This window comes from Sphingomonas phyllosphaerae FA2 (genome assembly GCF_000427645.1).
In the GTDB taxonomy this organism is placed as follows: Bacteria; Pseudomonadota; Alphaproteobacteria; order Sphingomonadales; family Sphingomonadaceae; genus Sphingomonas; species Sphingomonas phyllosphaerae.
Genome location: NZ_KE386571.1, coordinates 2,501,591 through 2,523,800 on the forward strand (window position 1 = coordinate 2,501,591; position 22,210 = coordinate 2,523,800).

At 65.0% G+C, this 22,210-nt stretch carries 25 protein-coding genes; 19 read left to right on the forward strand and 6 right to left on the reverse strand.

The window, feature by feature from the left end; all coding sequences use genetic code 11:
* Nucleotides 1–3: 3 nt before the first annotated feature.
* The 3 genes from SPHPH_RS0112110 to dapF all read left to right on the forward strand — a co-directional run bounded on the left by SPHPH_RS0112110 (nt 4) and on the right by dapF (nt 2,674).
* Nucleotides 4–1,167: an alpha-hydroxy-acid oxidizing protein gene (locus SPHPH_RS0112110; RefSeq protein WP_028966923.1), complete on the forward strand. Its 1,164-nt coding sequence runs from the start codon at nt 4–6 to the stop codon at nt 1,165–1,167.
* Nucleotides 1,168–1,233: 66 nt separating this feature from the next.
* Entirely contained in the window at nt 1,234–1,689 is a 456-nt protein-coding gene (locus tag SPHPH_RS0112115; RefSeq protein ID WP_028966924.1) for a DUF6456 domain-containing protein, read from the forward strand.
* 40 nt (nt 1,690–1,729) lie between these two features.
* Entirely contained in the window at nt 1,730–2,674 is a 945-nt protein-coding gene (gene dapF / locus SPHPH_RS0112120) for a diaminopimelate epimerase (protein ID WP_028966925.1), read from the forward strand.
* Nucleotides 2,675–3,069: 395 nt separating this feature from the next.
* On the opposite strand, the gene SPHPH_RS19660 is transcribed toward dapF, so the two are convergent.
* Both SPHPH_RS19660 and SPHPH_RS19665 read right to left on the reverse strand, forming a co-directional pair.
* A complete protein-coding gene (locus SPHPH_RS19660; protein WP_051272986.1) occupies nt 3,070–4,158 on the reverse strand; it encodes a GGDEF domain-containing protein in 1,089 nt (362 codons plus the stop codon).
* Nucleotides 4,155–5,444, reverse strand: coding sequence for an HD-GYP domain-containing protein (locus SPHPH_RS19665; RefSeq protein ID WP_051272987.1), 1,290 nt, complete (start codon nt 5,442–5,444; stop codon nt 4,155–4,157). Before SPHPH_RS19665 ends, SPHPH_RS19660 begins: the two co-directional genes overlap by 4 nt.
* Before the next feature lie 472 nt (nt 5,445–5,916).
* On the opposite strand from SPHPH_RS19665, the gene SPHPH_RS0112135 reads away from it, so the two are divergent.
* The 4 genes from SPHPH_RS0112135 to SPHPH_RS20835 all read left to right on the forward strand — a co-directional run bounded on the left by SPHPH_RS0112135 (nt 5,917) and on the right by SPHPH_RS20835 (nt 9,466).
* Nucleotides 5,917–6,303 carry a hypothetical protein gene (locus SPHPH_RS0112135; RefSeq protein WP_028966926.1) on the forward strand — a complete coding sequence of 129 codons (387 nt, stop codon included), beginning with the start codon at nt 5,917–5,919 and terminating at the stop codon, nt 6,301–6,303.
* A 10-nt stretch (nt 6,304–6,313) separates the two neighbouring features.
* Nucleotides 6,314–6,970, forward strand: a complete 657-nt coding sequence (locus SPHPH_RS20825; RefSeq protein ID WP_162143928.1) for an XRE family transcriptional regulator — start codon at nt 6,314–6,316, stop codon at nt 6,968–6,970.
* A 5-nt stretch (nt 6,971–6,975) separates the two neighbouring features.
* On the forward strand, nt 6,976–7,377 hold the full coding sequence (locus SPHPH_RS20830) for an HIRAN domain-containing protein (RefSeq protein ID WP_238303066.1): 402 nt from the start codon (nt 6,976–6,978) through the stop codon (nt 7,375–7,377).
* A gap of 1,435 nt (nt 7,378–8,812) precedes the next feature.
* Nucleotides 8,813–9,466: a TonB family protein gene (locus tag SPHPH_RS20835; protein WP_081668618.1), complete on the forward strand. Its 654-nt coding sequence runs from the start codon at nt 8,813–8,815 to the stop codon at nt 9,464–9,466.
* A 246-nt stretch (nt 9,467–9,712) separates the two neighbouring features.
* Here the strand turns inward: SPHPH_RS20835 and SPHPH_RS21185 are convergent, their stop codons facing one another.
* The 4 genes from SPHPH_RS21185 to SPHPH_RS21580 form a co-directional block, all read right to left on the reverse strand.
* The gene (locus SPHPH_RS21185) at nt 9,713–10,132 is read right to left on the reverse strand and encodes a hypothetical protein (RefSeq protein WP_156025998.1); all 420 of its coding nucleotides are present in this window, start codon (nt 10,130–10,132) and stop codon (nt 9,713–9,715) included.
* 147 nt (nt 10,133–10,279) lie between these two features.
* The gene (locus tag SPHPH_RS21575; RefSeq protein WP_081668619.1) at nt 10,280–10,891 is read right to left on the reverse strand and encodes a PAS domain-containing protein; all 612 of its coding nucleotides are present in this window, start codon (nt 10,889–10,891) and stop codon (nt 10,280–10,282) included.
* Nucleotides 10,892–11,347: 456 nt separating this feature from the next.
* Nucleotides 11,348–13,084, reverse strand: coding sequence for a hypothetical protein (locus tag SPHPH_RS0112145; protein WP_028966928.1), 1,737 nt, complete (start codon nt 13,082–13,084; stop codon nt 11,348–11,350).
* Nucleotides 13,085–13,329: 245 nt separating this feature from the next.
* Nucleotides 13,330–13,569 (reverse strand): hypothetical protein, encoded by a 240-nt coding sequence (locus tag SPHPH_RS21580; RefSeq protein WP_028966929.1) that lies wholly within the window; start codon nt 13,567–13,569, stop codon nt 13,330–13,332.
* Nucleotides 13,570–14,571: 1,002 nt separating this feature from the next.
* Between SPHPH_RS21580 and SPHPH_RS0112155 the strand changes: the two genes are divergently transcribed.
* The 12 genes from SPHPH_RS0112155 (at nt 14,572) to SPHPH_RS21195 (ending at nt 22,106) form a co-directional block, all read left to right on the forward strand.
* The gene (locus tag SPHPH_RS0112155; RefSeq protein ID WP_028966930.1) at nt 14,572–14,820 is read left to right on the forward strand and encodes a DUF6894 family protein; all 249 of its coding nucleotides are present in this window, start codon (nt 14,572–14,574) and stop codon (nt 14,818–14,820) included.
* A gap of 72 nt (nt 14,821–14,892) precedes the next feature.
* On the forward strand, nt 14,893–15,315 hold the full coding sequence (locus SPHPH_RS20845; RefSeq protein WP_081668620.1) for a LexA family protein: 423 nt from the start codon (nt 14,893–14,895) through the stop codon (nt 15,313–15,315).
* Nucleotides 15,278–15,892, forward strand: coding sequence for a hypothetical protein (locus tag SPHPH_RS19675; protein WP_051272988.1), 615 nt, complete (start codon nt 15,278–15,280; stop codon nt 15,890–15,892). The genes SPHPH_RS20845 and SPHPH_RS19675 overlap by 38 nt, the downstream gene beginning before the upstream one ends.
* A gap of 141 nt (nt 15,893–16,033) precedes the next feature.
* Nucleotides 16,034–16,312, forward strand: a complete 279-nt coding sequence (locus SPHPH_RS0112170; protein ID WP_028966932.1) for a hypothetical protein — start codon at nt 16,034–16,036, stop codon at nt 16,310–16,312.
* Nucleotides 16,312–16,482 (forward strand): hypothetical protein, encoded by a 171-nt coding sequence (locus SPHPH_RS21190; protein ID WP_156026000.1) that lies wholly within the window; start codon nt 16,312–16,314, stop codon nt 16,480–16,482. Before SPHPH_RS0112170 ends, SPHPH_RS21190 begins: the two co-directional genes overlap by 1 nt.
* Nucleotides 16,479–17,843 carry a phage tail protein gene (locus tag SPHPH_RS20510; RefSeq protein WP_051272989.1) on the forward strand — a complete coding sequence of 455 codons (1,365 nt, stop codon included), beginning with the start codon at nt 16,479–16,481 and terminating at the stop codon, nt 17,841–17,843. Before SPHPH_RS21190 ends, SPHPH_RS20510 begins: the two co-directional genes overlap by 4 nt.
* Nucleotides 17,844–18,065: 222 nt before the next feature.
* Nucleotides 18,066–19,736, forward strand: coding sequence for a hypothetical protein (locus tag SPHPH_RS0112185; protein ID WP_028966933.1), 1,671 nt, complete (start codon nt 18,066–18,068; stop codon nt 19,734–19,736).
* 10 nt (nt 19,737–19,746) lie between these two features.
* Nucleotides 19,747–20,271: a hypothetical protein gene (locus tag SPHPH_RS19685; RefSeq protein WP_051272990.1), complete on the forward strand. Its 525-nt coding sequence runs from the start codon at nt 19,747–19,749 to the stop codon at nt 20,269–20,271.
* Complete coding sequence (locus SPHPH_RS0112195; RefSeq protein ID WP_028966934.1) at nt 20,252–20,539, forward strand: hypothetical protein; 288 nt, start codon at nt 20,252–20,254, stop codon at nt 20,537–20,539. The genes SPHPH_RS19685 and SPHPH_RS0112195 overlap by 20 nt, the downstream gene beginning before the upstream one ends.
* A gap of 25 nt (nt 20,540–20,564) precedes the next feature.
* Nucleotides 20,565–20,855, forward strand: coding sequence for a hypothetical protein (locus SPHPH_RS0112200; protein ID WP_028966935.1), 291 nt, complete (start codon nt 20,565–20,567; stop codon nt 20,853–20,855).
* A gap of 25 nt (nt 20,856–20,880) precedes the next feature.
* Nucleotides 20,881–21,651 (forward strand): lysozyme, encoded by a 771-nt coding sequence (locus SPHPH_RS21585; RefSeq protein WP_238303068.1) that lies wholly within the window; start codon nt 20,881–20,883, stop codon nt 21,649–21,651.
* Nucleotides 21,648–22,106 carry a hypothetical protein gene (locus tag SPHPH_RS21195; RefSeq protein WP_156026002.1) on the forward strand — a complete coding sequence of 153 codons (459 nt, stop codon included), beginning with the start codon at nt 21,648–21,650 and terminating at the stop codon, nt 22,104–22,106. The genes SPHPH_RS21585 and SPHPH_RS21195 overlap by 4 nt, the downstream gene beginning before the upstream one ends.
* Nucleotides 22,107–22,210: the final 104 nt, after the last annotated feature.

The window sequence follows — 22,210 nt, forward strand, 5'->3', positions numbered from 1 at the left end:
ATCATGCCGCATTACGGCGACTATCAGAACGCGATCTATTTCGCGGGCCTGTCGGGAATCGTGCCCGAATGGCCGGTCGATCATGCCGGATTGCGCGCACGGGCGGAGGCGCATTGGCCGCCATCGGTGCGCGATTACGTGCAGGGCGGATGCGGCGACGAATATACGCAGACCGTCAACGCCACCGCCTTTTCGCACTGGGGCATGGTGCCGCGGATGATGGTCGACACCACGACGCGCGACCTGTCGACGCGCCTGTTCGGCCACGCGCTCCCCACGCCGCTGTTCATGGCCCCGATCGGCGTCAACGGCATCTGCACCGACGACGGGCATGGCGACCTCGCCGCGGCGCAGGCATCGGCGGAGACGGGGGTGCCGTTCTGCGCTTCGACGCTCGCCAACGATCCGCTGGAGGACGTGCGCACGACCTGCGGCGACACCCCGGCGCTGTTCCAGCTCTATACCTCGCGCAACAGCGATGTCGCGGCCAGCATCGTCGCGCGGGCCGAGGCGGCGGGCTATGCGGCGCTGGTCGTGACGCTCGACACCTGGGTGACCGGCTGGCGGCCGCGTGACCTGAACACCGGGAATTTCCCGCAATTGCGTGGGCATGTGCTGGCCAATTACTTCAGCGATCCGGCGTTCCGCGCGCTGCTGCCGCGCCCGCCGGAGGACGATCCGCAGGGCGCGATCGCGACCTGGGCGGCGACGTTCGGGCGCGTGCTGACGTGGGACGACATGGCGTGGCTGCGCTCGCTGACCAAATTGCCGATCGTGCTCAAGGGCATTTGCCACCCAGACGACGCGCGCCGCGCGATCGATCTGGGGGCCGATGGAGTCTATGTGTCCAATCACGGTGGCCGACAGGCGAACGGCGGGATCGCGGCGATCGATCTTTTACCCGCCATCGCAGCGGTCGTGGACGGTCGGGTGCCGGTTCTGTTCGACAGCGGAGTGCGTTCGGGCACCGACTTGATCAAGGCGGTTGCGCTTGGTGCCGATGTCGTCGGTCTTGGGCGCCCCTATTGCTACGGATTGGCGCTGGGCGGCGCAGCGGGGTGCGCGCACGTCCTGAAATGCGTGCTGGCGGAGGCCGATCTGTTGATGGCGGTGAACGGCTGGCCGACGCTCGCCGCGGTACGGGCGGCCGGCGCGATCCGCATGTGAATGCCGCTGTCCTACATCCTCCAACATCTGCGACCTCGCTCGGGTAACGCAGGTAAGGAACACATGATGCAGGAACTGGTGGAGCAGACGATCGACGCGCACGGCCGCCGCGGCACCGGCGGCGGGCGGCGCGTGACCGTCAACCGCCGCGAATCGCCGCTGGCGTGGCTCGCCGCCCGCAAGCTGGTGAGCGCGCGCCAGAACGAGGCGGGCGAGCGGTTGCAGGTCGATTACGAGCGCGCCGCGCTGGGGGCGGCGGTGACGATGCGCTGGACGCCCCGCGTCGACGGCGGCACGGGCGAGCGGCTGGAGCCGGCGGCGGCGCAACTCGCCGCCAAACGCCGCTTCGACGCGGCGATAAGCGCGGTCGGCCCCGGCCTGTCCGACGTGCTGTGGCGCGTGGTCTGCGCGGGCGAATCACTGCCCGAGAGCGAACGTGCGCTCGGCTGGCCGACGCGCAGCGGGCGACTGGTGCTGACGCTGGCGCTCGATCGGCTGGCGGATCACTATCGCCTGCCCTGACCCACTTGCCGCCCGGCGCGCGCGTCAGCAGATAGGGCGGATGGAAATACGCTTCATCAAATGCCACGGCTCGGGCAACGACTTTCCGCTGGTCGACGGGCGCGCGCTGACGCTGGCCGAGCCGGACTGGGCGCAGCTCGCCCGCGCGCTGGCCGATCGCACCGGGCCGGTGGGTGGCGACGGGCTGCTGGTGTTGACCGGCGGCGACGCGCACGCCCCGTTCGGGATGCGGATGTTCAACAGCGACGGATCGGAGGCGGAAACCTGCCTCAACGGCCTGCGCTGCGTCGCGCGGGCCGGGTTCGAGGCGCTGGGGATCGAGCGGGCCACCGCACGGCTGAAGACCAGCCATGCGACGGTCGCGCACGCCGCGCCGCTCGCCGAATCGGTCTATACCGTCGAGGAGACCGCGGGGCCGGCGACGCTCGATCTCGCGCGCTGGCCGCTGACCGGCGCGGGCGAGCGGTTGATCGACGCGCCGCTGGCGACACTGCCGGGCAACCGGCGCTTCACCGCGGTGGCGATGCCCAACCCGCATCTGGTGACGTTCGTCGAGACGGTCGACGACGCCGAGCTGGTCGCGATCGGCGAGGTCTGCGAAGCGGCACCCGCCTGGCTGCCCCATCGCGCCAACGTCTCGTTCGTCGCGGTGCGCGACCCCGACACGCTGTTCGTGCGCACCTTCGAGCGCGGCGTCGGGCTGACCGACAGTTGCGGCAGCGCGATGGCCGCGTCCACCTACGCCGCCTGCCTGACCGGGCGGATCGCCTACGACCATGACGTCACGGTGCTCAACCGCGGCGGGCTGGTGCGCGCGCATGCGACCGAAGCGGCGATGGTGACGCTGCACGGCAATGCGACATGGGAATGGGAGGGCGTGGTCGCGGTCGATCTGGCGCAGGCGCGCGCGGGCGACCTGCGCGTGCTGCGCCATTACGACGAAGAGATCGCGGCGTGGGCGCGCGTGGCCGACGCGGCGCGCTGATCGGGAGCGGGGCGCAATTTCGCATTTCACCGCCCGTCGCAATGCGGGGCGTTCATCCGGCCTTGGCCCGCTGGGAATCAGTAGAAAGGTTGATCACGCGGAGGCGCAAAGGACGCTGAGGTGCACCGCATGGGGCACCGTCAGTCTGTCATTCCTGATCGTGAGAGGATCTGCGTCCGATGCGGCGAGCGCAACATCTCCGCGCCCTCCGCGCCTCCGCGCCTCCGCGCGATCCCATTCTTCTTGTGACGCCCGGCGTCCCGAAGTCCAATGTCGATCGTCATTGCGAGTGTAGCGACGCAGTCCAGGGTGCCTTGATCCGGCACTAGATTGCTTCGCTTCGCTCGCAATGACAGATCACGGTGACGTCATCACGCTCCGCCTCCGACGACAGGTCACGGGTCGGCGCGCGCCACCTGGTTCTTGCCGCGGTTCTTCGCCGCATAGAGCGCGAGGTCGGCGGCGGTCAGCGCGTCCTCGCGCGCAGCGCTGGCGACGCCGGCGGAGAAGGTGATCTGGCCGATCGGCGCGCCGCTGTCCTGATTCACCAGCGAGCGCTGGGACAGTCGCTCGCGCACCTCGTCAAGCGCCGCGACCGCCTGCTCGAGCGACATGCCCTTGAAGAGCAGCGCGAATTCCTCCCCACCATAGCGCGCCACCAACACGTCGCGGGGCAGGCCGGCGCGCACGAAGGCGGCGACGAACTTAAGCACCCGGTCGCCGGCCGGGTGACCGAAGCGATCGTTGACCTGCTTGAAGTCGTCGATGTCGATCAGCGCGACGACCGTTGCGGCATCGTCGCCACTGTCGCGCAGCCGCTGTTCGAAGCTCCGACGATTGGGCAGCCCGGTCAGGTGATCGTGCTCAGCGGCCCGCCGCGCACGGTGCAGCTCCGCGCGCAACGCGTCCGCCTCCTCGCGGGCGTGATGCAATTGCCCCTCGACCAGCCGGGCCGCGTCGACCGCCGCCTCGGTCAAGCCGATGATCCGCTTGATCGTTGCCTGCGGATCGCTGCTCAGCCGTCCGGCCTCGACATGGAGCGCGTTGCCAAACGTCTCCGCACTGCCGCGCGATTCGCCGACCGCGGCCAGACAGTCGCCGATCCGCGCCTCCAGCGCGTCGGCGATCCGGCTGAGCGCGCCGGCCTGCGCCTCGTCGTTGCGCGCCGCGATCCGTGCGATGCTGGTGTCGCTCAACCCCTGCCCGCTGCGCAATTGTTCGGCGACCGCCTCGCCCGTCCCCGGATCCTCGCCGGAGACATAAGCGTGCAGCACGCTATAGGCGCATGGCGACGGGGTAAGCGCATGCGAAAAGATCAGCGTGCCGATGTCGTCGAACAGCCGCCGCAGGACGGTGGCGCGCTGTTGCGCGATCGTGCCCGCCGCGGGCGCAGACGCCGGCAGGGCCTCGCCCTCGGCGCCGAACCAGCCCAGCACGCGACGGCGGCGCCGCGCCGCCACGGGGATCGAGGACGACGCGCTCACGACAGGACTCCCTTTGACGTGGAGGATGACGGGACGGCGGCTTCCAGCGACGACGATTGCCCGTCGAGGATGTCGGCCTCGAGCGTGTCCCAGCGCTCGCCGAACCAACGTTGCCCGCATTCGGCACGGTGGATCGGATCGACCTCGATCGCCGCGATCAGGTCGGTCGGCGCGATGAAGCGTTGCGCCGGAATATCGTAGAAGACCCGCACGCGCGGCTGCGTCGGATCGCGGTCGTTGCCCTCGATCACCATCGCCAGCCGGCTCGATTGCAACCGCACCAGCCCACCGACCGGGTGGATGCCGATGCTTTCGATAAAGCGATCGAGCAGCTCGGTATCGAAATGGCCGGTCCACGACCGCATCCGCGACAGCGCCTCGCTGGGCGACCACGGGCGTTTATAGGGGCGCTGCGAAGTGATCGCGTCATAGACGTCGCAGATCGAACTCATCCGCGCCGCCAGCGACAGTTGCTCACCGGCCAGCCCCTTGGGATAGCCGCGCCCGTCGTAGCGCTCGTGATGGTGGAGGCAGACGTCGAGCACGACCTGTGGCACCGGCAGCCCGGCGCTCAGCAGCGCATGGCCCTTCTCCGGGTGATGCCGCAGCACCGCCATCTCGGGCGGCTCCAGCTTGCCCGGCTTGTCGAGCAGCGCCTTGGGCACCGCCATCTTGCCGATATCGTGGAGCAACCCGGCGAGCCCGAGCGCGCTGACCTCCTCCTCCGGCAGCTTGAGCGTCTGCGCGAAATGGATAAGCAGCGCAGCGACTGCGATCGAATGGACGTAGGTATATTCGTCCTTGGTCTTCAGCCGCGTGACGTTCAGCATCGCGACGGCGTCACGCGTGACCGATTCGACGATCTGTTCGGCGACCGGGACCAGCGCGGTGACGTTCATCGCCTTGCCCAACCGCACCTCGTCGAACATCGCCTGCACGACGACCTTCGAGGCGTCGACGACCGCCTGTGCGCGCTGTTCGGCGGACGCCGGTCCGCGCCGGCGGCGGCGCAACTGCTGCGGCGTTTCCGGGTCGGGCAGCGCGATGTCCTCGGCGACATCGTCGAGGTCGATCGGCACCAACGCGGCGGGGGCCGCGGCCGGACCGATTCCCTTCGACAGATCGATCTCGATCTCGGCGATCCCGGCTTCGCGCAGCTTGTCGAGTTCGGCGGGCTTCGTCAGGACGAACTGACGCCGCCAGAACGGGCTGGCGATCCATCCGCCTGCCACGGCGTGCACGAACATGCCGAGCCGCGCATCCTCCGTCTTGATCGTTACGAGCACCGCTGTCCACGCCCCCTTGCCGGCATGTCTTTGCAGCCGATGTGATTAAGGACCGGTGTGGAAGATCAAGAATTCAGATCAGCATCGTGCGCGACCGGTCCTCCAGAGCAGTCGGACACCGCGTCGAGCACCTCCCTTGACAGGCTTTCGATCGGCGCCCGCAGCGGCGCAAATCGATGGTTGACGTAACGTCCGCAGCGCCTCGCCCGGGAAAACGTGGTTAATGAAATCTTTCGCGGTCGCGACGAAAACGAAGTCGAACATCGCGTTTTCGATGAAATTCCGACGTCATTTCTGTGACCGACCCACATTGGCGAACAACGGCCTCCGCCAATACAGCAACTTAACATTATTGACCTTAGTGTCAGTTCCAGAATCGGACAAACAGATCCGGCCTGATGTTTGCGACGCATTACCGGTATTCATATTAGCCTCGTCGTTCGGTGGACGGACAAACAGGAGGATCGCAACAATGGTGTCTTTGAAGAAATTGGCTGGTCTCACAGCCTTTTGTTCGCTTTCGCTGGCCGGCGCGTCGGCGCAGGCTGCGACGCTGGACTTCGTTTATCAGGGCGTCATGCTCAGCAACGCTACGGCAACTGGTTCCTTCGACATCGATGACGCCGAATTGGCGCGCCTTAACGCCGGAACTACGCCGCTGACCCGCGCAAAATGGTCCGCGGTCAGCAACCTCGTGATGACGGTGAGCGGTGCCAAGTGGGGCAACGGCACGTTCACGACCGCCGACTTCATCGATTTCGAGTTCTACCTTCCGACGACGCTCGATCTCGGCAAGGACCTCGTCGGCCAGAGCGTCAACAACCATTCTTTGCATGGTTGCCGATTACTTTGGTTGTAGGGTCGCAACGATGATTGTGCCCGACCGCCTTCTCTCACAGCTCGCTGTTGCCCGGATGTCGCAGGCCGAGCTGGCACGTCGGGTCGGGATCTCGCAGCAGGCGATTCACAAGCTGGTATCGGGCGGTTCCCGCAGCACAACTTCGCTGCACAAGATCGCGCGTGAGCTTGGTACGACGCCCGATTATCTGGTTGGCGATACTGATGATCCCAGCGAGGGTGCATTACCCGCGCCGACGGCAAAGGATATCGCACAGCAGCTTGATCTAGTCGGGATCGAGCAGATCGACCTGGCCTATGGACTGGGCGCGACGTTCGCAGATGGTCCGATTGGCGCCGAGCTGATGCACTTCCCGCGGCAATGGGTGGACGCGATCACGTCTTCGCCGCCAGCGTTGCTCACCTGGACGCGCGGCCGCGGTGATTCGATGTTCCCCACCATCAACGACGGCGACCTGATCCTGCTGGATCGATCGCAGCGGCGGGTGACGGAGCAGGATGCGCTTTGGGCGTTTACGGTGGGCGACCTGGCCGCGATCAAGCGGCTACGCATCAAGGGCGATCGGGTGGTGATCCTCTCCGACAATCCGGCGGTACCACCCGATGAGGAGCCGATCGACGAGGTGAACATCGTTGCGCGCGTTGCCTTCGTCGGGCGTAAGATTTGAAGGAGTTGACGCTGGCGATCGTCGGCATTGACCACATCAACGATGACAAGGCTCGGACCAATCGCCGCTCGGAGTTGATGCTGTTGCCGCCTGGCGCGGATATGGAGCTGCGGCTGGAACCTCGCAATCGAGCGGACCCGAACGCGATTGCTGTGCACAGTCCGAGCGGCCTTCAAGTCGGTTACCTATCCGCAGAGCGCGCACCTTGGATCGGAGCGAAAATCCGCAACGGCGAGATACTTACCGCTATTTTTCAGGGGCTGGATGGTCGCGCTGGGTACCTTCGCGTGGCGATCGGCGGTGGAAAGCCGACGTTGCCGGCCAATGCAGCAGCGCCAGCTATAGAAAAACTAGACGATGAAAGCGGATTTTGGCCGGATCCCGACGGACCTGAGTGGGGCGCCTGAAATTCCTGCCGATGAAGTAGCCCGCTTACCGCGAATGTCGGCGCACGCTCGCGACTGCTGTGGTTGCGAGCTCGCGGAACCGTCGCCGCCAGAAGTACCCGACCTCGGGCCAAGGGGTTTCGTCCCGGCTCGCCCACAAGTCGATTGCGACTAGCTCGACAAGCGGGTCGACGACGTCATCTTCATCGAGAGGGGGCTGATTATGTCCCGCGCCCGGCGGGCGATCGTCGCTGCTCATCGTTCACCTTTGCCACCTAAGCTAGGTATGGAAACGCGCAGAGCTGCAGGATGGCGATGTGGCGCGAGTTAGATCGGGTGTTAGCGCCTTTTTGGACGTGCGGACAGGTGAGCATTTCCACGGAATTACCTCGACGAAGGCGGTGGTCTCCTGCGCCTCGATGTCCGGAATTGGTGGAAAGCGGACATAGCATCTCGGCCCCTACGGCTTCCGAACGCTCACGAGCTTCTCAATCAAAACGGTGCGGGTTCCGTCTCCTAAATACCGTTTCTCACGCCTAACAGTGCTTACCCGTCCTAAAATCTCGACCGTGAACGTTCCCCAAACCGGCTCCGGCTTCTTCCACCGAACCGCCTTCCGAGCGGCGGCGTCAAGCTCCTTACAGCTCTGCGCTACGCATTCGATGGACGCACCTTCGTCCAAAACAGGAGCGGTGTTTCCGGAAATGTGACACTGCACAAACCTGCTGTTCTCAAAATTGCTGAACCACTCGCAAATGAGGCGTTGCCGTGGACCGAAGGCAGTCCCCTTGATCGTCAGGGGTTGGCTTGCCTGCGGGGATGCCGATGCCAGAATAGCTGCGATGACCTGCCACATCCCGCTACCCTAAGGCCGACACCAATGTCGGCAAGTGGGCGCATCCGGCCAGGCCGCTTTTCGGCCCTGTCACGTTGCCACGGGGTGGTTAATCATCGCTCTGCCTTGGCAGCTCGCAGGCGCTCAGGTCGCTACTCCATGCCCCGCCTCGATCGAGGCAGCGGTCCTGTGCAACGAAGTCACGAGCAGCCCAGCCTGCTGACGTGCCTATAAGCAGAGCGACTAGGATGCTGAGCAAAGTGCGCCTCTTCATCACACCAAGCTGTAGACGTCCGGTCGATCCGTCAACGTCCGAGTTTGGGCGATGGCGGACCTTGAGAGCAGGTTTCGTCAGGGAGCGCAGGCAGCACTGAAGGAGCTTGGATGAGCACTGGCGCCATCTCGGCCGTGGGGTCCTCCGCCGCGAGGTGCGCTACAGAGGGTCGGGACGGTCTTTTCGGGCAAAAAGCCCTTTATCCGACGCGCATACCCCTTGCACGTACTCTGCGGTGCAAACTACGCTCCGAACCCGGGGATGGTGGCACGATCAACTGACCGAGACGGGCGCTTGGGACAGGTGCTGCGGTACGGCGTCTGCCACATGGTGGGGGAAAGTAGAAGATGATCTGGCTGGCTATGCTAGTGCTTCAGGAAAATCAAACAGTATTGACGCCAGCGACGATTACGAATCAAGGTGAATTGCTGTCTCCTGAAGACTATGTCACGCGTGCCGCAGGGCTTGAGAAGAGCGGTTTGACAGTGGTCGAGGTTCTCGTCGATCCGACTGGCAAGCCACAAACGTGCGGTGTAGCCTCGTCAAGCGGATCCAAGGACCTAGATTTGAAGGCTTGCGCCGCGGCGGTGCTCCGGGGCAAGTACACGCCGGCAGCAGACGAGAACAAGCGGCCCTTGTATGGCATCCTCCGATTGCGCGTTCGATGGATACTGACCAACGTCTTCGATGGACCTTCTGGTAAGCCTCAGTCTCCTCCTGACATCGTGTTTGAGGTTGCGAAGCTGCCTGAAGCGCGAAGATCCGTTCAAGTCGCTTTGACATACCTCGTCAACGAGCAAGGGGCGATTGAACGCTGTTCCGTCTTGCAGTCCAGCGGCTTTAAGGCGTTCGATGCGAGCGCCTGCTCTACCATGAAGAAATTGTACCGTTTCGCTCCGGCCAAAGACAAGGCCGATAAGCCTTGGCCGGTTGTCCGCATGCAAAGGGTTGAGTTCGCGACCAGCCAAATGCCTCCACGTGACGCCCCGGCAGCGCCATAACGGGCAAGCGGACGACGGCAGCGGGGATCATCCAGGTACGGCAGGCAGGGTCCACGTCGCAGACGCTTTCGAGGGGGAGGGGCTCGCCGCCACAATGTCCGCTAATGGGCGAAAGCGGACAAGTGCGTGTGGGTATCAGGCGGGTACAACCGGTCTCAGTCCATTCCCGTCTCGAAGAGCAGGATGCGACCGGGGCGGAGGTCTCCTCCGCCTCAATGGCCGGAATTCGGGCAAGCGAAGGTTCGATCAAACGGCAAGTGCGACCAGACAGAATAGAATGCCAACGCCGAATGTCGTCCATGTTGACCAGCGCGAAACCCTCGCGACGGGCTTCTGCCATTTCCATAAGATCACGCTCAAGCTCGCGAGTGCGGCGCCTGTCGCGAAAAGCGGAGCAGGTTGGAGAGCACCATCCATTCGACGAGGCAGGATGGCAATCAGGCACACAGCCGGGAGCGCGACAAGGGAGAATCCGAGCATCCGCTTCGTGTGCTCGGCAAGTACATGCCGCACGAAATTAGATCCTGTTCCCTCTTTCTCGATGCGCGCCTCTTCTGCGCGCAGCCACTCATATCGATCCGGCTTCATCGGTGCATGATGACCAGAGATATGGATATCTGCAATCGGGCGTAAGCGGACGCGCGAATGGGTATCGGGCGGGTACAATCTGTTCTCACTTCCTCAGCGCGCGAGGGCCGGCCGGGAACGGGGCGGAGGACGCCTCCGCCTCAATGTCCAGGGATCACTGTAGCGGACGTGCCTTCCGCCACGATCCGCCGACTTTGGAATTCATGTAGTCGTCGGTCAGATCTCTTAGACGTCGACGATACTCTTGCCGATCGCGGCGGCAAGGCTTGTAATTTCCTTTGCAACAACTGCGAATGCTGCGCCAGCGCCCCCCATTCGAGCAGCCTCGATCTGCGCATTGATAGATATAAGTCGTAGTTGTTTCTCAATTTCTGATAATCTTGTTTGTTCTATCGCTTTAGCTCTAGATTGATCAGCCAATACCTTCTCGGCCTCATCGATATCTATAAGTGTTCCACACGCCCTCACAGCTGCCCCGTTCACATCATGGGTCACGACGCCGATCGCGCGGTACCACCGATACTGGCCATCCTTGTTTTGAAGACGATATTTCACATCATATCGCGCGACAGGTGCAGCACTCTTTACAGCTACGCCAACAGCTCGAAACGTACCTTCAGCGTCTTCCGGATATAGAGCATCAACCCAGGACGAGAAAACATCCGGAAATTCCTCAACTGTTTCGAAGCCTAGAAGTCTTCTAAATTCGCTCGACCATCTCCACCGCGACCTCGCATGGTTGGGGTCACTGTTATATAATACGGCATCCCATAGAGCCACGCCTTCATCGCTATACAAAATAGTAAGCAGCTCGGATCTATCATGCAGAGTACTCATGTCCACATAACGACCGAAACGGCTTTGGTGTCACGTGGCCCTGTTGATTCTAGCTGGTGGCCTCGGGCGGACGACGAAGCGCTGGTACTCGGCGGGTACGGAAGGCCCCAGCTATCCTACAACACGAGGGGAAGACCTCATTGAGGCGGAGGGTTCCTCCGCCTCGATGTCACGTTGTGGTAAACTCCGGCCTAGCCGCTTTAAAGAGCAGCGGGCTGCAAGCAGACCCTTGTTCAGGATGCCTGTCGTCACTTGCCGCCGGCGCCTGCCCGGATCGCTAACGGCCGGTGCTCAGGCCGGGGTGGGCCCCGGCTCGTCGCGGAAGCGCATCCGCTTCACCTTTTGGTCGGGGTTGACGTTCGCGCTCTTTGTGCACCTTCCGTTAGGGGTAATCGGACCAGTGGCCGCGCGCGAGCAGACCGGTCGGCGGTCGCTCGTCCTCGTCGCCGCACGCGCTCAGCCAAGCGCCGCGGCGTCCGCGGCCTCGCCGTCCGCGTCCGCTGCCGCGTCGCGATCGGGCAGGACGCCCCAGGCCTGCAGCCGTTGCCGCCGCAGCTCGGACCGGGCGGCGATCCGCCGCAGCGACTCGGCGCTCGCCGCCTCAATCGCGTCGCTGGCGGGTAGGTGGCTCCGGCCCATGGCCCGCACCATATCGAGCGCCGGCTTGAGGGCCGGCCCGCGCAGCGCCAGGAACATCCGCTCAAAGTCGTCGGCCCCCTGCCGTGCCATCAGCGCCGCGTCCTCGTCGTCCCAGCCCCGCCGCTCGCCAATGGACCGGAGCACCTCGAGCGGGTCTCGCGGGTCGACGTGGGCTGCCAGGCGCGCGGCGAAAGCATCGCGCAGCGCGTCGTCGAGACGGTCCCCCGCGGTGAAGTGGTGGCGGCCAATCTCGAAGAAGCCGGGCGCCTCGTCATCTCGCGCCGCCACGTAGTCGGTGACCAGCCGGTCCGCCTCGTCGCCGCGGCCCGCCTCCCGCAGCACCCTGACGGCACTGTTGATGTTCAGCGGCGAAATGGCGGCGGCCTCCGCCGTAGCGCTGTCGCGCAAGGCGTCGAGAAACTCGTGGTCCTCGGTGGCGAGTGAGCCGTGGTAGAGTTCCTCCCAGACGCGCGTGAAGGCGTTGTCCCGCGAGTTGACCCTTCGTTCGGCGGCGACCGCAGCAGCGGTGGCGCGCAGCGCGTCGTCGGCGAAGTAGCCTTGTTCGGCGCCGTCGATGATCGCGCGGTCAAGGTCGCTCGCCCAGCGGTACGGGTAGTCAGCGAGCATCGCACGGAAGCGCTGTGCGTCGGCGTGAAGCGGTTCGCGCCCGGCCCGCATCGTCATGGCGATGGAGTTGTAGTCGCGCAGGAAGCCGAGCGTGGGCGCCTGCCCGGGCTGCTGCACGGCCCAGCCCGCGAGCGCAATCGTCGCGACGGATTCCGCGACGAGCCCCTCGTCGTGGCCCGCCAGCAGGTCGAGCAGGCGGACCGCAAGCCGTTCGATCTTCTTGATGACGCGAATGTTGGTGATGCCGAGCTCGACGACGCGCGGGGTGAGCAGGTGCCCGGCGTCGCTAGCGGGGTCGAGCGCGATGGCGGCGGCCTCGGCGGGAGTGGGATCGAAGCGGACCGTGACATCGGCGACCTTCTCGAGCTGCCGCTCGAATTCGTCGCGCTCGTCGTGCTCCTCGTCGTTGAGCAGCAGCACGACCTTGCACTTGCGCTCCTCCTTGAGGAGCGACGAGAGGCCGAGCACGTCCCTAATCCTGATGCCGGTGCCGGCGCGCTCGAGGTCGTCCAAGCAGACCAGCTGGCGCCGGACCATCAGAAAGGCGGACTGGGCGAGCAGGTCGGCGACGCCCTTCCGGTTGAAGATGGTGCCGGCCCAGCCCACCAGTCGGCCGAGCTTCCGGGCGGTGTCGCGGTCGGCGACCAGCTCGCCGAAGGTCGCCTCGTCGGGCTCGCGGCCGATGTTCGCGCCGGTGACCGTGGTCTCGAACAGCGCGTAGCGCAGGCCGTCGACCGAGTTCTGCCCGAAAAGCGAGACGTAGGAGTAGCGTTGCATTGCGAGCGACCCGTCCGCTTGGGCGGCCCGCAGGAAGGCCCGCCAGCCGTAGGTTTTGCCGACCCCCCAGCGACCCTTGATGCACAGGACCTCCGGCGCGTCGGTCGACAGGAACCGCCGGATTTCGGCTTCGATCTGCGCTATCGACATGTGGTAGCCTCCTGGTCGCCCTGCCCTCAGCGAGCCCTTTGTTCGTTAGGACCGAGCTCTCGCCTCAACTATCTACATATTGGCATGCGACAAGCTGGGTCATCGTGCAGGTCGGTTGTGACGCATCGCGGACGTCGCCAGAGGCTCCCGTGTGGGTACAGGAGGTGTCGTCGGCTCCTTTTCGTTAGAGCATGCACGCCGCCTGGGCGGACGGCCTCTCCGCCGCTATACCCGCTTTTGCCAGGTTAGGTGCCACCGCCGGTAGCGATGCGTTCAGCTTCGTCTGCCAACGCTAGAAGCTCGCGTTTCCCGTCTGCGTCCACTGGTAGGTCCACATCGCTCGCCCGCAATCGAATGCTATCGATCAGCAGGTCGCGAAGGGAGCATGAAGTGAAATCATCCCAGTCGTATGAACCACATGTCTCATCCAGGAAGGTGCGGATAACGCGAGCGGCGTAAGCTGCCTCTTCCTGTTGGGTCTTCATCGGGCGAGTTTAGCAGTAGGGCTTCATGTCCGCCATTGGGCGCAAGCGGACGCCTGTGGGTACCCGGCGGGTATAATCGGGTTCGCCCCCGTATTGCACCGAGGACAAAGGGCCATTGAGGCGGAGGGTCTCTCCGCCTCGATCAGCCGAATGCCGCGTTGTGGTGGAAAGGGGACCGACGGCTTTTCAGAAGCCGAGGGCTAAAGCCGCCGTTGGAGCATCGCGCCTGTTGTCACTCAGTGACGTTCACGGAAATTGTATTAGACACCACCTGCGCATACCGAACAGGCTCCGACAGGAAGCTAAAAAGGAAGACTCTCGCCCTCAATTTATATCGCCCCGGTCCTGGAAAGATTGATCTCGCGCTTTCGTGAGTAAGGACGCGGTGTGGCGACGCCGCTGACACGGTAATCAGGTCCTCTTTTTTGAGAGGAGGTGGAGGTGGTGAACTTGCCATTGGCTGAGCAGGCACAGCCGGAAGCCCGTCGTCCGAAACGACTTCAAACGCTATGCCTCGTGTGGGCTGCAGAAAAGGCGACACTGCGAAGGTACCGTCTTTCCCGATGAGGTCGACCTCGATCGGCGCTTCACCGCGCATCGACAAGGAGGGCGCCTGCAAGCGGACCTCGATAGATGGTTTTTCGCCTACCCATGTGGCCTGAGCTGGAGGACTCCACGCCACGGCAGCCTGAAGACCTAAAAGCCAAATCAACGGCATATCGTCAGCCCTTTTTACGTCAGCACTTCGATAGAGCCTGCGAACGAACGACCGGTCTCGGGTATGCTGCACGATCCGCCAAACGGCAAATTATGAGGTGTTAGCGGACGAGCGGCTGCGGGTACCCGACGGGTATAATCGAGTCTGCCCGCACCTTTGCACGAGGGAAAAAGGCGACCGAGGCGGAGGAGTTCTCCGCATCGATCGCAGGACCACAGGTGCACTAGGTTGCTGAACCTCGCATTCGTCTCCGAGGAACCAACGAGCAAGCGAAGCGTCGCAGGATGATGCGCTACTTCTTTCACTCAGAGACGGACAACCGCTCGACTGATGGCGAGGGCGTGGAACTCGACACCCCTGAGCAGGCTCGACGAGAAGGAATCCAGATGTGCGCGCAGATGATGCACGATGCGCCGAAGAGCTTTTGGGGATCTCGTCCGTGGAGCGTCACCATCACAGACGAGGCGGGTCTGGTTCTGTGGAACATCAACATCGATGCGTCGGAGTCAGCTGCAGGACTATCTCTCCGGTAGGCGCAGCTGATTTTAGCTTCGCTCCGTCCTACCTCACTTTCTTTTCATCGAAAATCACATTATGTTCCCGGCATGGGCGTGCCGGTAGCGTTGACAATCGAGAATGCCCGTCCGGCCAGCCGGCGAGATGAGGCTTTCGACTTCATTCGCAGCTACATCGTGCAGCACGGACACAGCCCTTCAATGGAGGATGTCCGCGTCGCGCTGGGCGTGAGTAAGACCCGCGCGAAGGCGCTGGTCCATCAGCTTGCGACCGCCAAGATGATTGACCGGGTTCCTGGCGCTCAACGCGGCATCAGCATCCCTGGCCTGTTCCGCCAGCTGGTGCTCGAGGAGCTGCGGCGTGACGGCTTCGTTGTCGATAAAGACGTGGAAATCGGAGGACCGTGTCCTCAAGGTCATCTGCCGCTCATCGCCATCCTGGAGCATGTCCCCAGCATCGTAGCCGGGGACCATCATGACCAACCAGAACACGGCGGCGCTGCCCGCCTTTAGCGCGGCCGAGCGCGAGCAGCAGCGGATCACGCATTTGGTGCTGGGCGCGCCGCGCCCCCGCCGCAAGGTAACCGCCAAGCGGAAGAAGACGAAGGCACCCATCGTGCTGCTCGCTCCCGGTATTGAGGAGCGGGTGCGGCTGCGAGAGGACTGGTCGCACAAGCAAGGCACGCCTGAGACGCACGCGCATGCGGCGGCGATCGCCAAGCTGGAGGGATCGCTTGGCCGGCTTCAGCGCTCCGGCGCGATCGACGCGCACCAAGCGGCGGCGGCCGAGCTGATCGCCGCGGCGCACCAGCAGATCACCGCCGACGTGGCCGTGCGGACGGCGAAGCTCGAGCCGCGCGGATCCGGCGGTGGTGCGAACGCTGCTTCGGCCGAGCGGATCGCGGCCGTGATCCTCGAGCGGCGCTACACCGAATGGCGCGACCGTGTCGGGCCGTTCGCCGCCATGATGCTGGCGATCATCGTCGACGGGATGACGCTCGGCGCGGCCGCGCGGCGCTGGCGCATGTCCGATCGCCGAGCGCGCGCGCTCCTGGTCGACGCGCTCAACCAGTGGGGCCGCGCCCGCTGACGACAGGGGTGACCTTGTGGGCAGTGTCCCCAAGGTCACGGTGCAAAACGGTCGTGAGACCGGCACAAACGACCCCGCCATAACTGCGCCCGAAGCCCGCTGCTCAACCGAGCGAGCGGGCTTTTTCGTGGAGGTGTCCAGATGCCCTTGCCCCCGGCTCCCGACACCACCGCGTCAAAGGCGAGCGCGGTCCGTGGTGTCACGCCGCGCCCGAACGTAGCAGACCAGCTCGAACGCCTTACCCCGCGCTTCGACGAGCTGGCCTACCGGGCGCGGCTGGCAACCACGCAGGCTGACTTCGACGATATCGACGAGCTGGTCCTGACCTTCTGTCGGGACCTGCGCGCGGTCGTGCGATCGCCGGCGCCGAAAGCGGCGCCCCTCTACGTCACCCCATGCGGCACCGGAGTGCTCTTCTGATGAAGACCGACCAGATCCGCCTGCGCGATATCCTCGACGCAGGCCATCCCGACAGCGCGATCGTTGGCGTGCCGATCGGCACGCTGAAGGCGCTGGTAGCCGGCCAGCCGGCCGCGGCCGAGCTGGTCGCCACGCCCTATGTGGGCACGCTGCATGGTGCCGCGGCGTGACCAGCCCCGCTGCCCCCGCCAAGTTCGCGCTGCGAGTCAACGGCACGCTCGAGCAGGCGACGCCGCTCCTCGAGCGCTTTGCCCAGCTCGGCTTCGAGATTGCTGCGGCCGAGACCGCCCGCAACGAGCAGATCGCCAAGACGAACGCCGTGGCGGATGCGATCATCGCTCCGCTGACGCAGGAGCGCGATCGCCTGCGCGCCTCGATCGAGCCGTGGTGGCGGCGCACCGGCTTCGGCCTGCTGCCGGCGAAGAAGGCGACGATGAACGCCGTCCTCGACGACGTCGACGGCCGCCTGCGCGTTTCGGTGCTCCACAACGACCTCGCCGCGCCGATCGGCGACCTGTTCACCGGCGACGTGCTGGGTGCGTTCACCTGGCAGCAGACCCTGCCACTCAACGACAGCGTCAGCGTGATCCGCGGCGGCTATTCCGACCCGGGCTCGATCTCGCTCTACCAGACCGCCGACTATCCCGAGGTGACGATCGCCAGCCGCGACGGCATCGAGCGGTCGCAGACGGTCAACTATCCGCTGGTGCAGTCCGCCAGCCAGGCGCAGCGCCTCTCGAAGCAGAGGCTGCAGCGCATGCTGTACGGCGGCACCTTCACCGCGGTATTCCAGTCGACCGCGTGGAAGTTTCAGAAGGGCGACGTCATTCGCCTGACGTTCGCGCCGCTCGGCTGGAACCGTAAGCTGTTTCGGATCGCCGACATGGCGACGCAGGTCGACGGCAAGGTGCCGATGATGCTGCGCGAGAAGCACCCCGCGATCTATGCCTGGGACGCCAGCGACGCCGCGCCAGTGACCGGCGCCGAGCCGACCCGCTACGATCCGGCGCTGTGGCCGCTCCTGCAGGGGATCACCGAGGCAGGCACCACCGCCGATTGGGACAAGGTCGCCGATCCCAACAACACCAAGCCGCAGGATAATGCGACGGTCGGTGCGCCATCTGGCACCGAAGTCGGCGGTCGGCCGGTCGACGATGTCATCGCGGCGATCGACGCGGCGAAGACCCGACAGGACGAATTCGAGAGCGAGACGCTGCCTGCGATCGACCAGGCGGTTTCTGATGCCGTCAAGCGCGTCGACGATGCCGCGAAATCTATCACCGATTTTGATCAGCGCGTTACCACGGTCGAAAGCAGCTCGGTCAACGGCGGCAATCTGCTGTCCAACACCGATTGGGCGGTCGGTCCCGCAGGATGGGTTTTCACGCCCGAAGACGGCAGCACCGGCTATCTCGGCTCGTACGGGCCGGAAACTTACTGGCCGGTCGGCATGCTGCCGCTGCAAATCTACTCGCCAAACGGCTCTGGCAACCGGGCAGGCCACTGGCGGCAGACGGTGCGCGGGATCTAGGGCGGCGCACCTTACCAAGCCTCGCTGTATGTCGGGTCGCAACGTGCAACCGCCGGCCTCTACGTTGACTGTTGTCGCGCCGATGGATCGTACAACGGCTCGACCTTCGAGCTTTATTCCGGCCGGTTCAACACGGGCACGCGGAGCCTGAAGGACGATTACGAGCGCATCGTCCTCAACTTCACGCCGCCTGCGGACACCGCAATTCTGCAATTCTACCTGATGAAGAACGGCACTCTGCCGGGCTTCGACGATAGTTACACATGGTTCCTTCGGCCGCAGTTGGTAAAGCTGCGCAAGGGCGTGACTGAGGCAGTGCCGTACACGCCGGGCAGCGCGGATGCCGGAGCGGCTGCGCTTAACTCGCGGGTCGACACCGTGGAGAAAGCCGGCAACGATGGTCGCGTCGCGCTAGCCTCGCGTTCTGCGGCGCTGGAGGCGGCGGCGATGTCGCCGCGCAGCACGACGCTCAACGCCAACCCGGATTTCTCTTTCTGGCCCGACGCGAACGGCAACAAAGCGCCGGGCTGGGAATGGTGGAACGCCGCGATCGGAGATGCGCAGCGTATCCCGGCGGAAGGTCGGCGAAGCGGCTGGGCCTATCGTCACGACGTTCCGGCCGGCACCGATATGGGCTGGTGGCAAACCCCCATCCTGATCGATGCGGGCTGGTGGGTCTTCGAGGCCGACACGATCCTGCGGAGCGGTTCCTATTACGGCGTCGGGATCACGGTCGACGGCATCTACAATTTTGATTTCGCTCGTGAGAAGGACACGAACGGGACTGACGGGGCCTACGGCATCAACCAGCGACGGCGCTGGTCGAAGCTGATCAAGATCAACGAGGCCCACAACAACTTCCACCTCATGCAGAATTGGGCCGGCTTTGCTCCTATGGAGGCAAAGCAGATCGACTGGTACTATTGTGGCATCCGCCCTGCGACAGACGCGGAGATCGCGGCGCGCAAGGCGATCGACGTGACGATCCCGGCCGTCTCTGCCCGCGTGAAGGTGCAGGAAGACGCTCTCGCCGACCTGCCGAACCATTACGCCACGGCCAAGCAAGCCACCGATCTTGAAGCGCAGGTGAATGGCACCGCCGACAGCAACCTTCTGGCACGCGCAAACCAGCGGGCGGTGGTCATCGCCGATGGAGCGGTGGGCGCCGTCGCTGAACGGGTTGACGGGCTTGAAACCGATTATGGCGGGGGCATCGCCTCTGTAGAGGAGAAGGCCGCGACGATCTCCGGCATCGATGGCCGCACCGCGATTTATTGGGGCGTCACGGGATCGACGCCAAACGGCAGGACGGGGATCGGGCTCTACCTGAAGGACGGTTCGCCCGGCGACTTCATTGTCAACGCGAATATGCTGGTCGACGGCAACATCCTCGCGACCGGCTCGATCCGCAGTCTCGCTTTCGACTCCGATACGATGGGGCGCACTGGCTCAGCCAGCTGGGCAGGGTCGATTGAAGGCGTCGTCGGCGGTGCGAACATCCCGTTCTCGCTCACCCTGACGCCGATCTACCCGCGCGGTCGCTTCCTGATCGAGGCGGCGATCGCAATCTCGAGTGACGCAGGTCAGACGACGATCACGAACAACTATCAGGGGACTGGCAAGCAGCTCCGCGTCACCCGCGTGGCCGCAGGTGGCGGGCTCTTCCTGCGATCCTACGATGATCAGGGCAACGTCTATCAGGTCAGCAACGCGCCGTTTCAGTCGTTGCCGGTCCTGGCCACCACGACGTTCGGAACGACCTTCGTCGCGACGATCTCGAAGGCGAATTACGACACCGGCGTGACCGACCAGGGCGACTTCTACCAGCGCCTGATCGCCGCCTCGTACACCGTCACGTCCATCTCGATGAAAGCGACGTGGATCGCCACGTAGGAGACCGGCAGTGGAATATTGGATCATCTACCACGTTGCGACCGGCGAGCTGCTGATCCGTGGCAGCGGCGAGCGCGGATCGGCCGCGCAACAGCAGCTGCCCGACGGCACCGCGATCATCGCCGTGCCGCAGAAGGTCGTTGCTCAGCCCGAGATCGATCTTGCCGCGCTTCGCGCAGCCTGCATCTACTCGGTCGACGTGGAAGCCGAAGCGGCGCGCGGCCGCTTCCTGACCGCCGGTAGCGGTCAGGCCATGACGTACACGCGCAAGGAAACCGAGGCGCGAGCATGGACCGCCGATAACTCGATCGCCACACCGTTCCTTTCGGCCGAGGCGAACGCGCGAGGGCTGACGCTGGCGGATTTGATCGCCGAGGTCATTGGGCAGGCCGATGCCTGGGTGACGATCGGCGCCGCTATAGAGGCACGCCGCATGGGTGCGAAGGCCGCGATCGCGGCTGCCGCGACGTTCGGCGGCATCGTCGCTGCCCGCAACATCGACTGGAGCGCGCTCGATGCTGCGGCGGGCGCTTGAAGTCGCTCGCCAGCTGCTGCTGTCGATCGATCAGCTCGCGCAGGTCCTTGCGGTTGGTCTGATCTACATCGCGGGCCTGACCGCCATCTGCCCCTCGGCTGACGAGACGATCAGCAGCTACGTCGGCCGCGGCCAGCTGCGCGGCGCATGGTGGGCGCGGATCCTCGCGCCGGCGATCGACCGACTGTTCATCCTCCTCGGCGACGAACCCGGCCACTGCCGCCGCAACGTCGAGACTGCCTTCCTCGAGCTTCCCCCGACCCCGTAGCGCTGGCCGAGCGCGGAGATCCGACATGACCGACACTCCCACCGCCGCGGCCGTCGCCGTGGCGCCCTCCGCGCGCGTGTCCTGGCCCGCGATCGCCTCGCTGGTTATTTCCACGATGACGCTGCTGATCACCATCGCGACGGTCGTCTTCTACGGCGGCCAGCTCACGCAGCGTGTCGACGACGGCAAGCAGCGCACGCTGCAGCTCGAGGCGCGTGTCGATCGGATGGACGTCAACGCCCGCGACTCCGACCGGCTGCTCGCCAGCCTCGGTGCCAAGCTCGACCTGCTGATCGCGCGAAGCTCGCGCCCCTGATCTGACTCCGATGAAGGACGAAATCATGACGCTTCTTGCGAAGGGGCGCGCACTGGCGCGCGCCTGGTACCCCTATGTCGCCGCAGCCGCGGCCGGCGTGACCGGGCTGGTTATGGGGATCGATCCCACCATGCTGCAGCTCGGGTGGCAGACGATGCCGCTGGCGCTGAAGGCGCTGATCCCGGCGAAGCTCGCCTCCTACATCTCGCTCGCGCTCCTGACGCTCGTGTGGCTGTATGGCAGCGCACGCCGCACCAGCGGCGCACAGGTTCTCGGCCTGGTCGGCCGGGCCGGCGGGACGCCGATCGCAGTCGGTCCGCTGGCGATCGCGCTGATGCACCACTTCGAGCGGTGCGAGCTGGTCGCGTACCGCTGCCCGGCGGGCAAATGGACGATCGGCTGGGGGATGACCTATTATCCCGCCGGCGGCCGGGTGAAGCAGGGCGACCGCATCACGCAGGAGCAGGCCGACTCCATGTTCGTGCAGCTGCTCGAGCGCGACTTCGCGCCGGCGGTGCGCGCAGCGATCGGCGCGGCCGAGACCACCCCGGCGCAGTTCGGCGCGATGGTCGCGCTTTGCTACAACATCGGCGCGGTCCGCTTCATTTTCTCGACCGTCGCCCGCCGCCATCGCGCCGGCGACGTCGTCGGCGCCGCAGCTGCCTTCCTGCTCTGGAACAAGGTGAAGGGCACTGTCTCGAATGGCCTGGTGCGTCGCCGGCGCGCCGAAGCTGCGCTCTACCAAAGCCGCTTTGTTGAGCTGAAGGGCCTGACGAACGGCGAGGTTGCGGCGTGAGCGGCGCGCTAGCGGCGCTTACGCTGATCCGCAAGCACTGGCAGCTCGGCCTGGTCGCTTTCCTGGCTGGCCTTTGCCTAGTGTACCGCGGCGAGCGCGACGCCGCCCGGCAGGCCCACAGCACCGAACAGACCGAGCGCAAGGCCGAGCACGATCGCGCCGATCGCGACCGCGCCGACCAGGAGCGCGGCTTTGCGCAGCGCCAGGCGAGCGGGATCTCGATCCTCGCCGACAAGCTCGCCGCTCGCGAGCCGATCATCGTCCACTCCACCAACACTGTGAGGGAATATGCTCAGACCGATGCTGGCCGGGCTCGCTGCCTTGGCCCTGACCGCGTGCGTGCCCTCGACACGTACCTTTCCGCCCTTGCCAATCCGAACGCGGATTCCGCCCCCGCCGGCAGCCGCGCTGAAGCCGTGCCTGCCGACACCGATCCCGCGCCAGCCGGACGGTAGCGCCAGCTCGGCCGACAGCGAGGGCGGGCTGCGCGCCGCCTGGGCGGAGATCTTCCGCTGCGACGACAAACGCCAGCTGCTGCTGGACGCCTGGCCGCGCTGAG

What these genes read in the sequence shown, in the direction of transcription:
- SPHPH_RS0112110 (WP_028966923.1), top strand. Translation starts at nt 4, where the DNA reads ATGCCGCATTACGGCGACTATCAGAACGCGATCTATTTCGCGGGCCTG.
- SPHPH_RS0112115 (WP_028966924.1), top strand. Translation starts at nt 1,234, where the DNA reads ATGCAGGAACTGGTGGAGCAGACGATCGACGCGCACGGCCGCCGCGGC.
- dapF (WP_028966925.1), top strand. Translation starts at nt 1,730, where the DNA reads ATGGAAATACGCTTCATCAAATGCCACGGCTCGGGCAACGACTTTCCG.
- SPHPH_RS0112135 (WP_028966926.1), top strand. Translation starts at nt 5,917, where the DNA reads ATGGTGTCTTTGAAGAAATTGGCTGGTCTCACAGCCTTTTGTTCGCTT.
- SPHPH_RS20825 (WP_162143928.1), top strand. Translation starts at nt 6,314, where the DNA reads ATGATTGTGCCCGACCGCCTTCTCTCACAGCTCGCTGTTGCCCGGATG.
- SPHPH_RS20835 (WP_081668618.1), top strand. Translation starts at nt 8,813, where the DNA reads ATGATCTGGCTGGCTATGCTAGTGCTTCAGGAAAATCAAACAGTATTG.
- SPHPH_RS21575 (WP_081668619.1), bottom strand. Translation starts at nt 10,891, where the DNA reads ATGAGTACTCTGCATGATAGATCCGAGCTGCTTACTATTTTGTATAGC.
- SPHPH_RS0112145 (WP_028966928.1), bottom strand. Translation starts at nt 13,084, where the DNA reads ATGTCGATAGCGCAGATCGAAGCCGAAATCCGGCGGTTCCTGTCGACC.
- SPHPH_RS21580 (WP_028966929.1), bottom strand. Translation starts at nt 13,569, where the DNA reads ATGAAGACCCAACAGGAAGAGGCAGCTTACGCCGCTCGCGTTATCCGC.
- SPHPH_RS0112155 (WP_028966930.1), top strand. Translation starts at nt 14,572, where the DNA reads ATGATGCGCTACTTCTTTCACTCAGAGACGGACAACCGCTCGACTGAT.
- SPHPH_RS20845 (WP_081668620.1), top strand. Translation starts at nt 14,893, where the DNA reads ATGGGCGTGCCGGTAGCGTTGACAATCGAGAATGCCCGTCCGGCCAGC.
- SPHPH_RS19675 (WP_051272988.1), top strand. Translation starts at nt 15,278, where the DNA reads ATGACCAACCAGAACACGGCGGCGCTGCCCGCCTTTAGCGCGGCCGAG.
- SPHPH_RS0112170 (WP_028966932.1), top strand. Translation starts at nt 16,034, where the DNA reads ATGCCCTTGCCCCCGGCTCCCGACACCACCGCGTCAAAGGCGAGCGCG.
- SPHPH_RS21190 (WP_156026000.1), top strand. Translation starts at nt 16,312, where the DNA reads ATGAAGACCGACCAGATCCGCCTGCGCGATATCCTCGACGCAGGCCAT.
- SPHPH_RS0112185 (WP_028966933.1), top strand. Translation starts at nt 18,066, where the DNA reads ATGAAGAACGGCACTCTGCCGGGCTTCGACGATAGTTACACATGGTTC.
- SPHPH_RS0112195 (WP_028966934.1), top strand. Translation starts at nt 20,252, where the DNA reads ATGCTGCGGCGGGCGCTTGAAGTCGCTCGCCAGCTGCTGCTGTCGATC.
- SPHPH_RS0112200 (WP_028966935.1), top strand. Translation starts at nt 20,565, where the DNA reads ATGACCGACACTCCCACCGCCGCGGCCGTCGCCGTGGCGCCCTCCGCG.
- SPHPH_RS21585 (WP_238303068.1), top strand. Translation starts at nt 20,881, where the DNA reads ATGACGCTTCTTGCGAAGGGGCGCGCACTGGCGCGCGCCTGGTACCCC.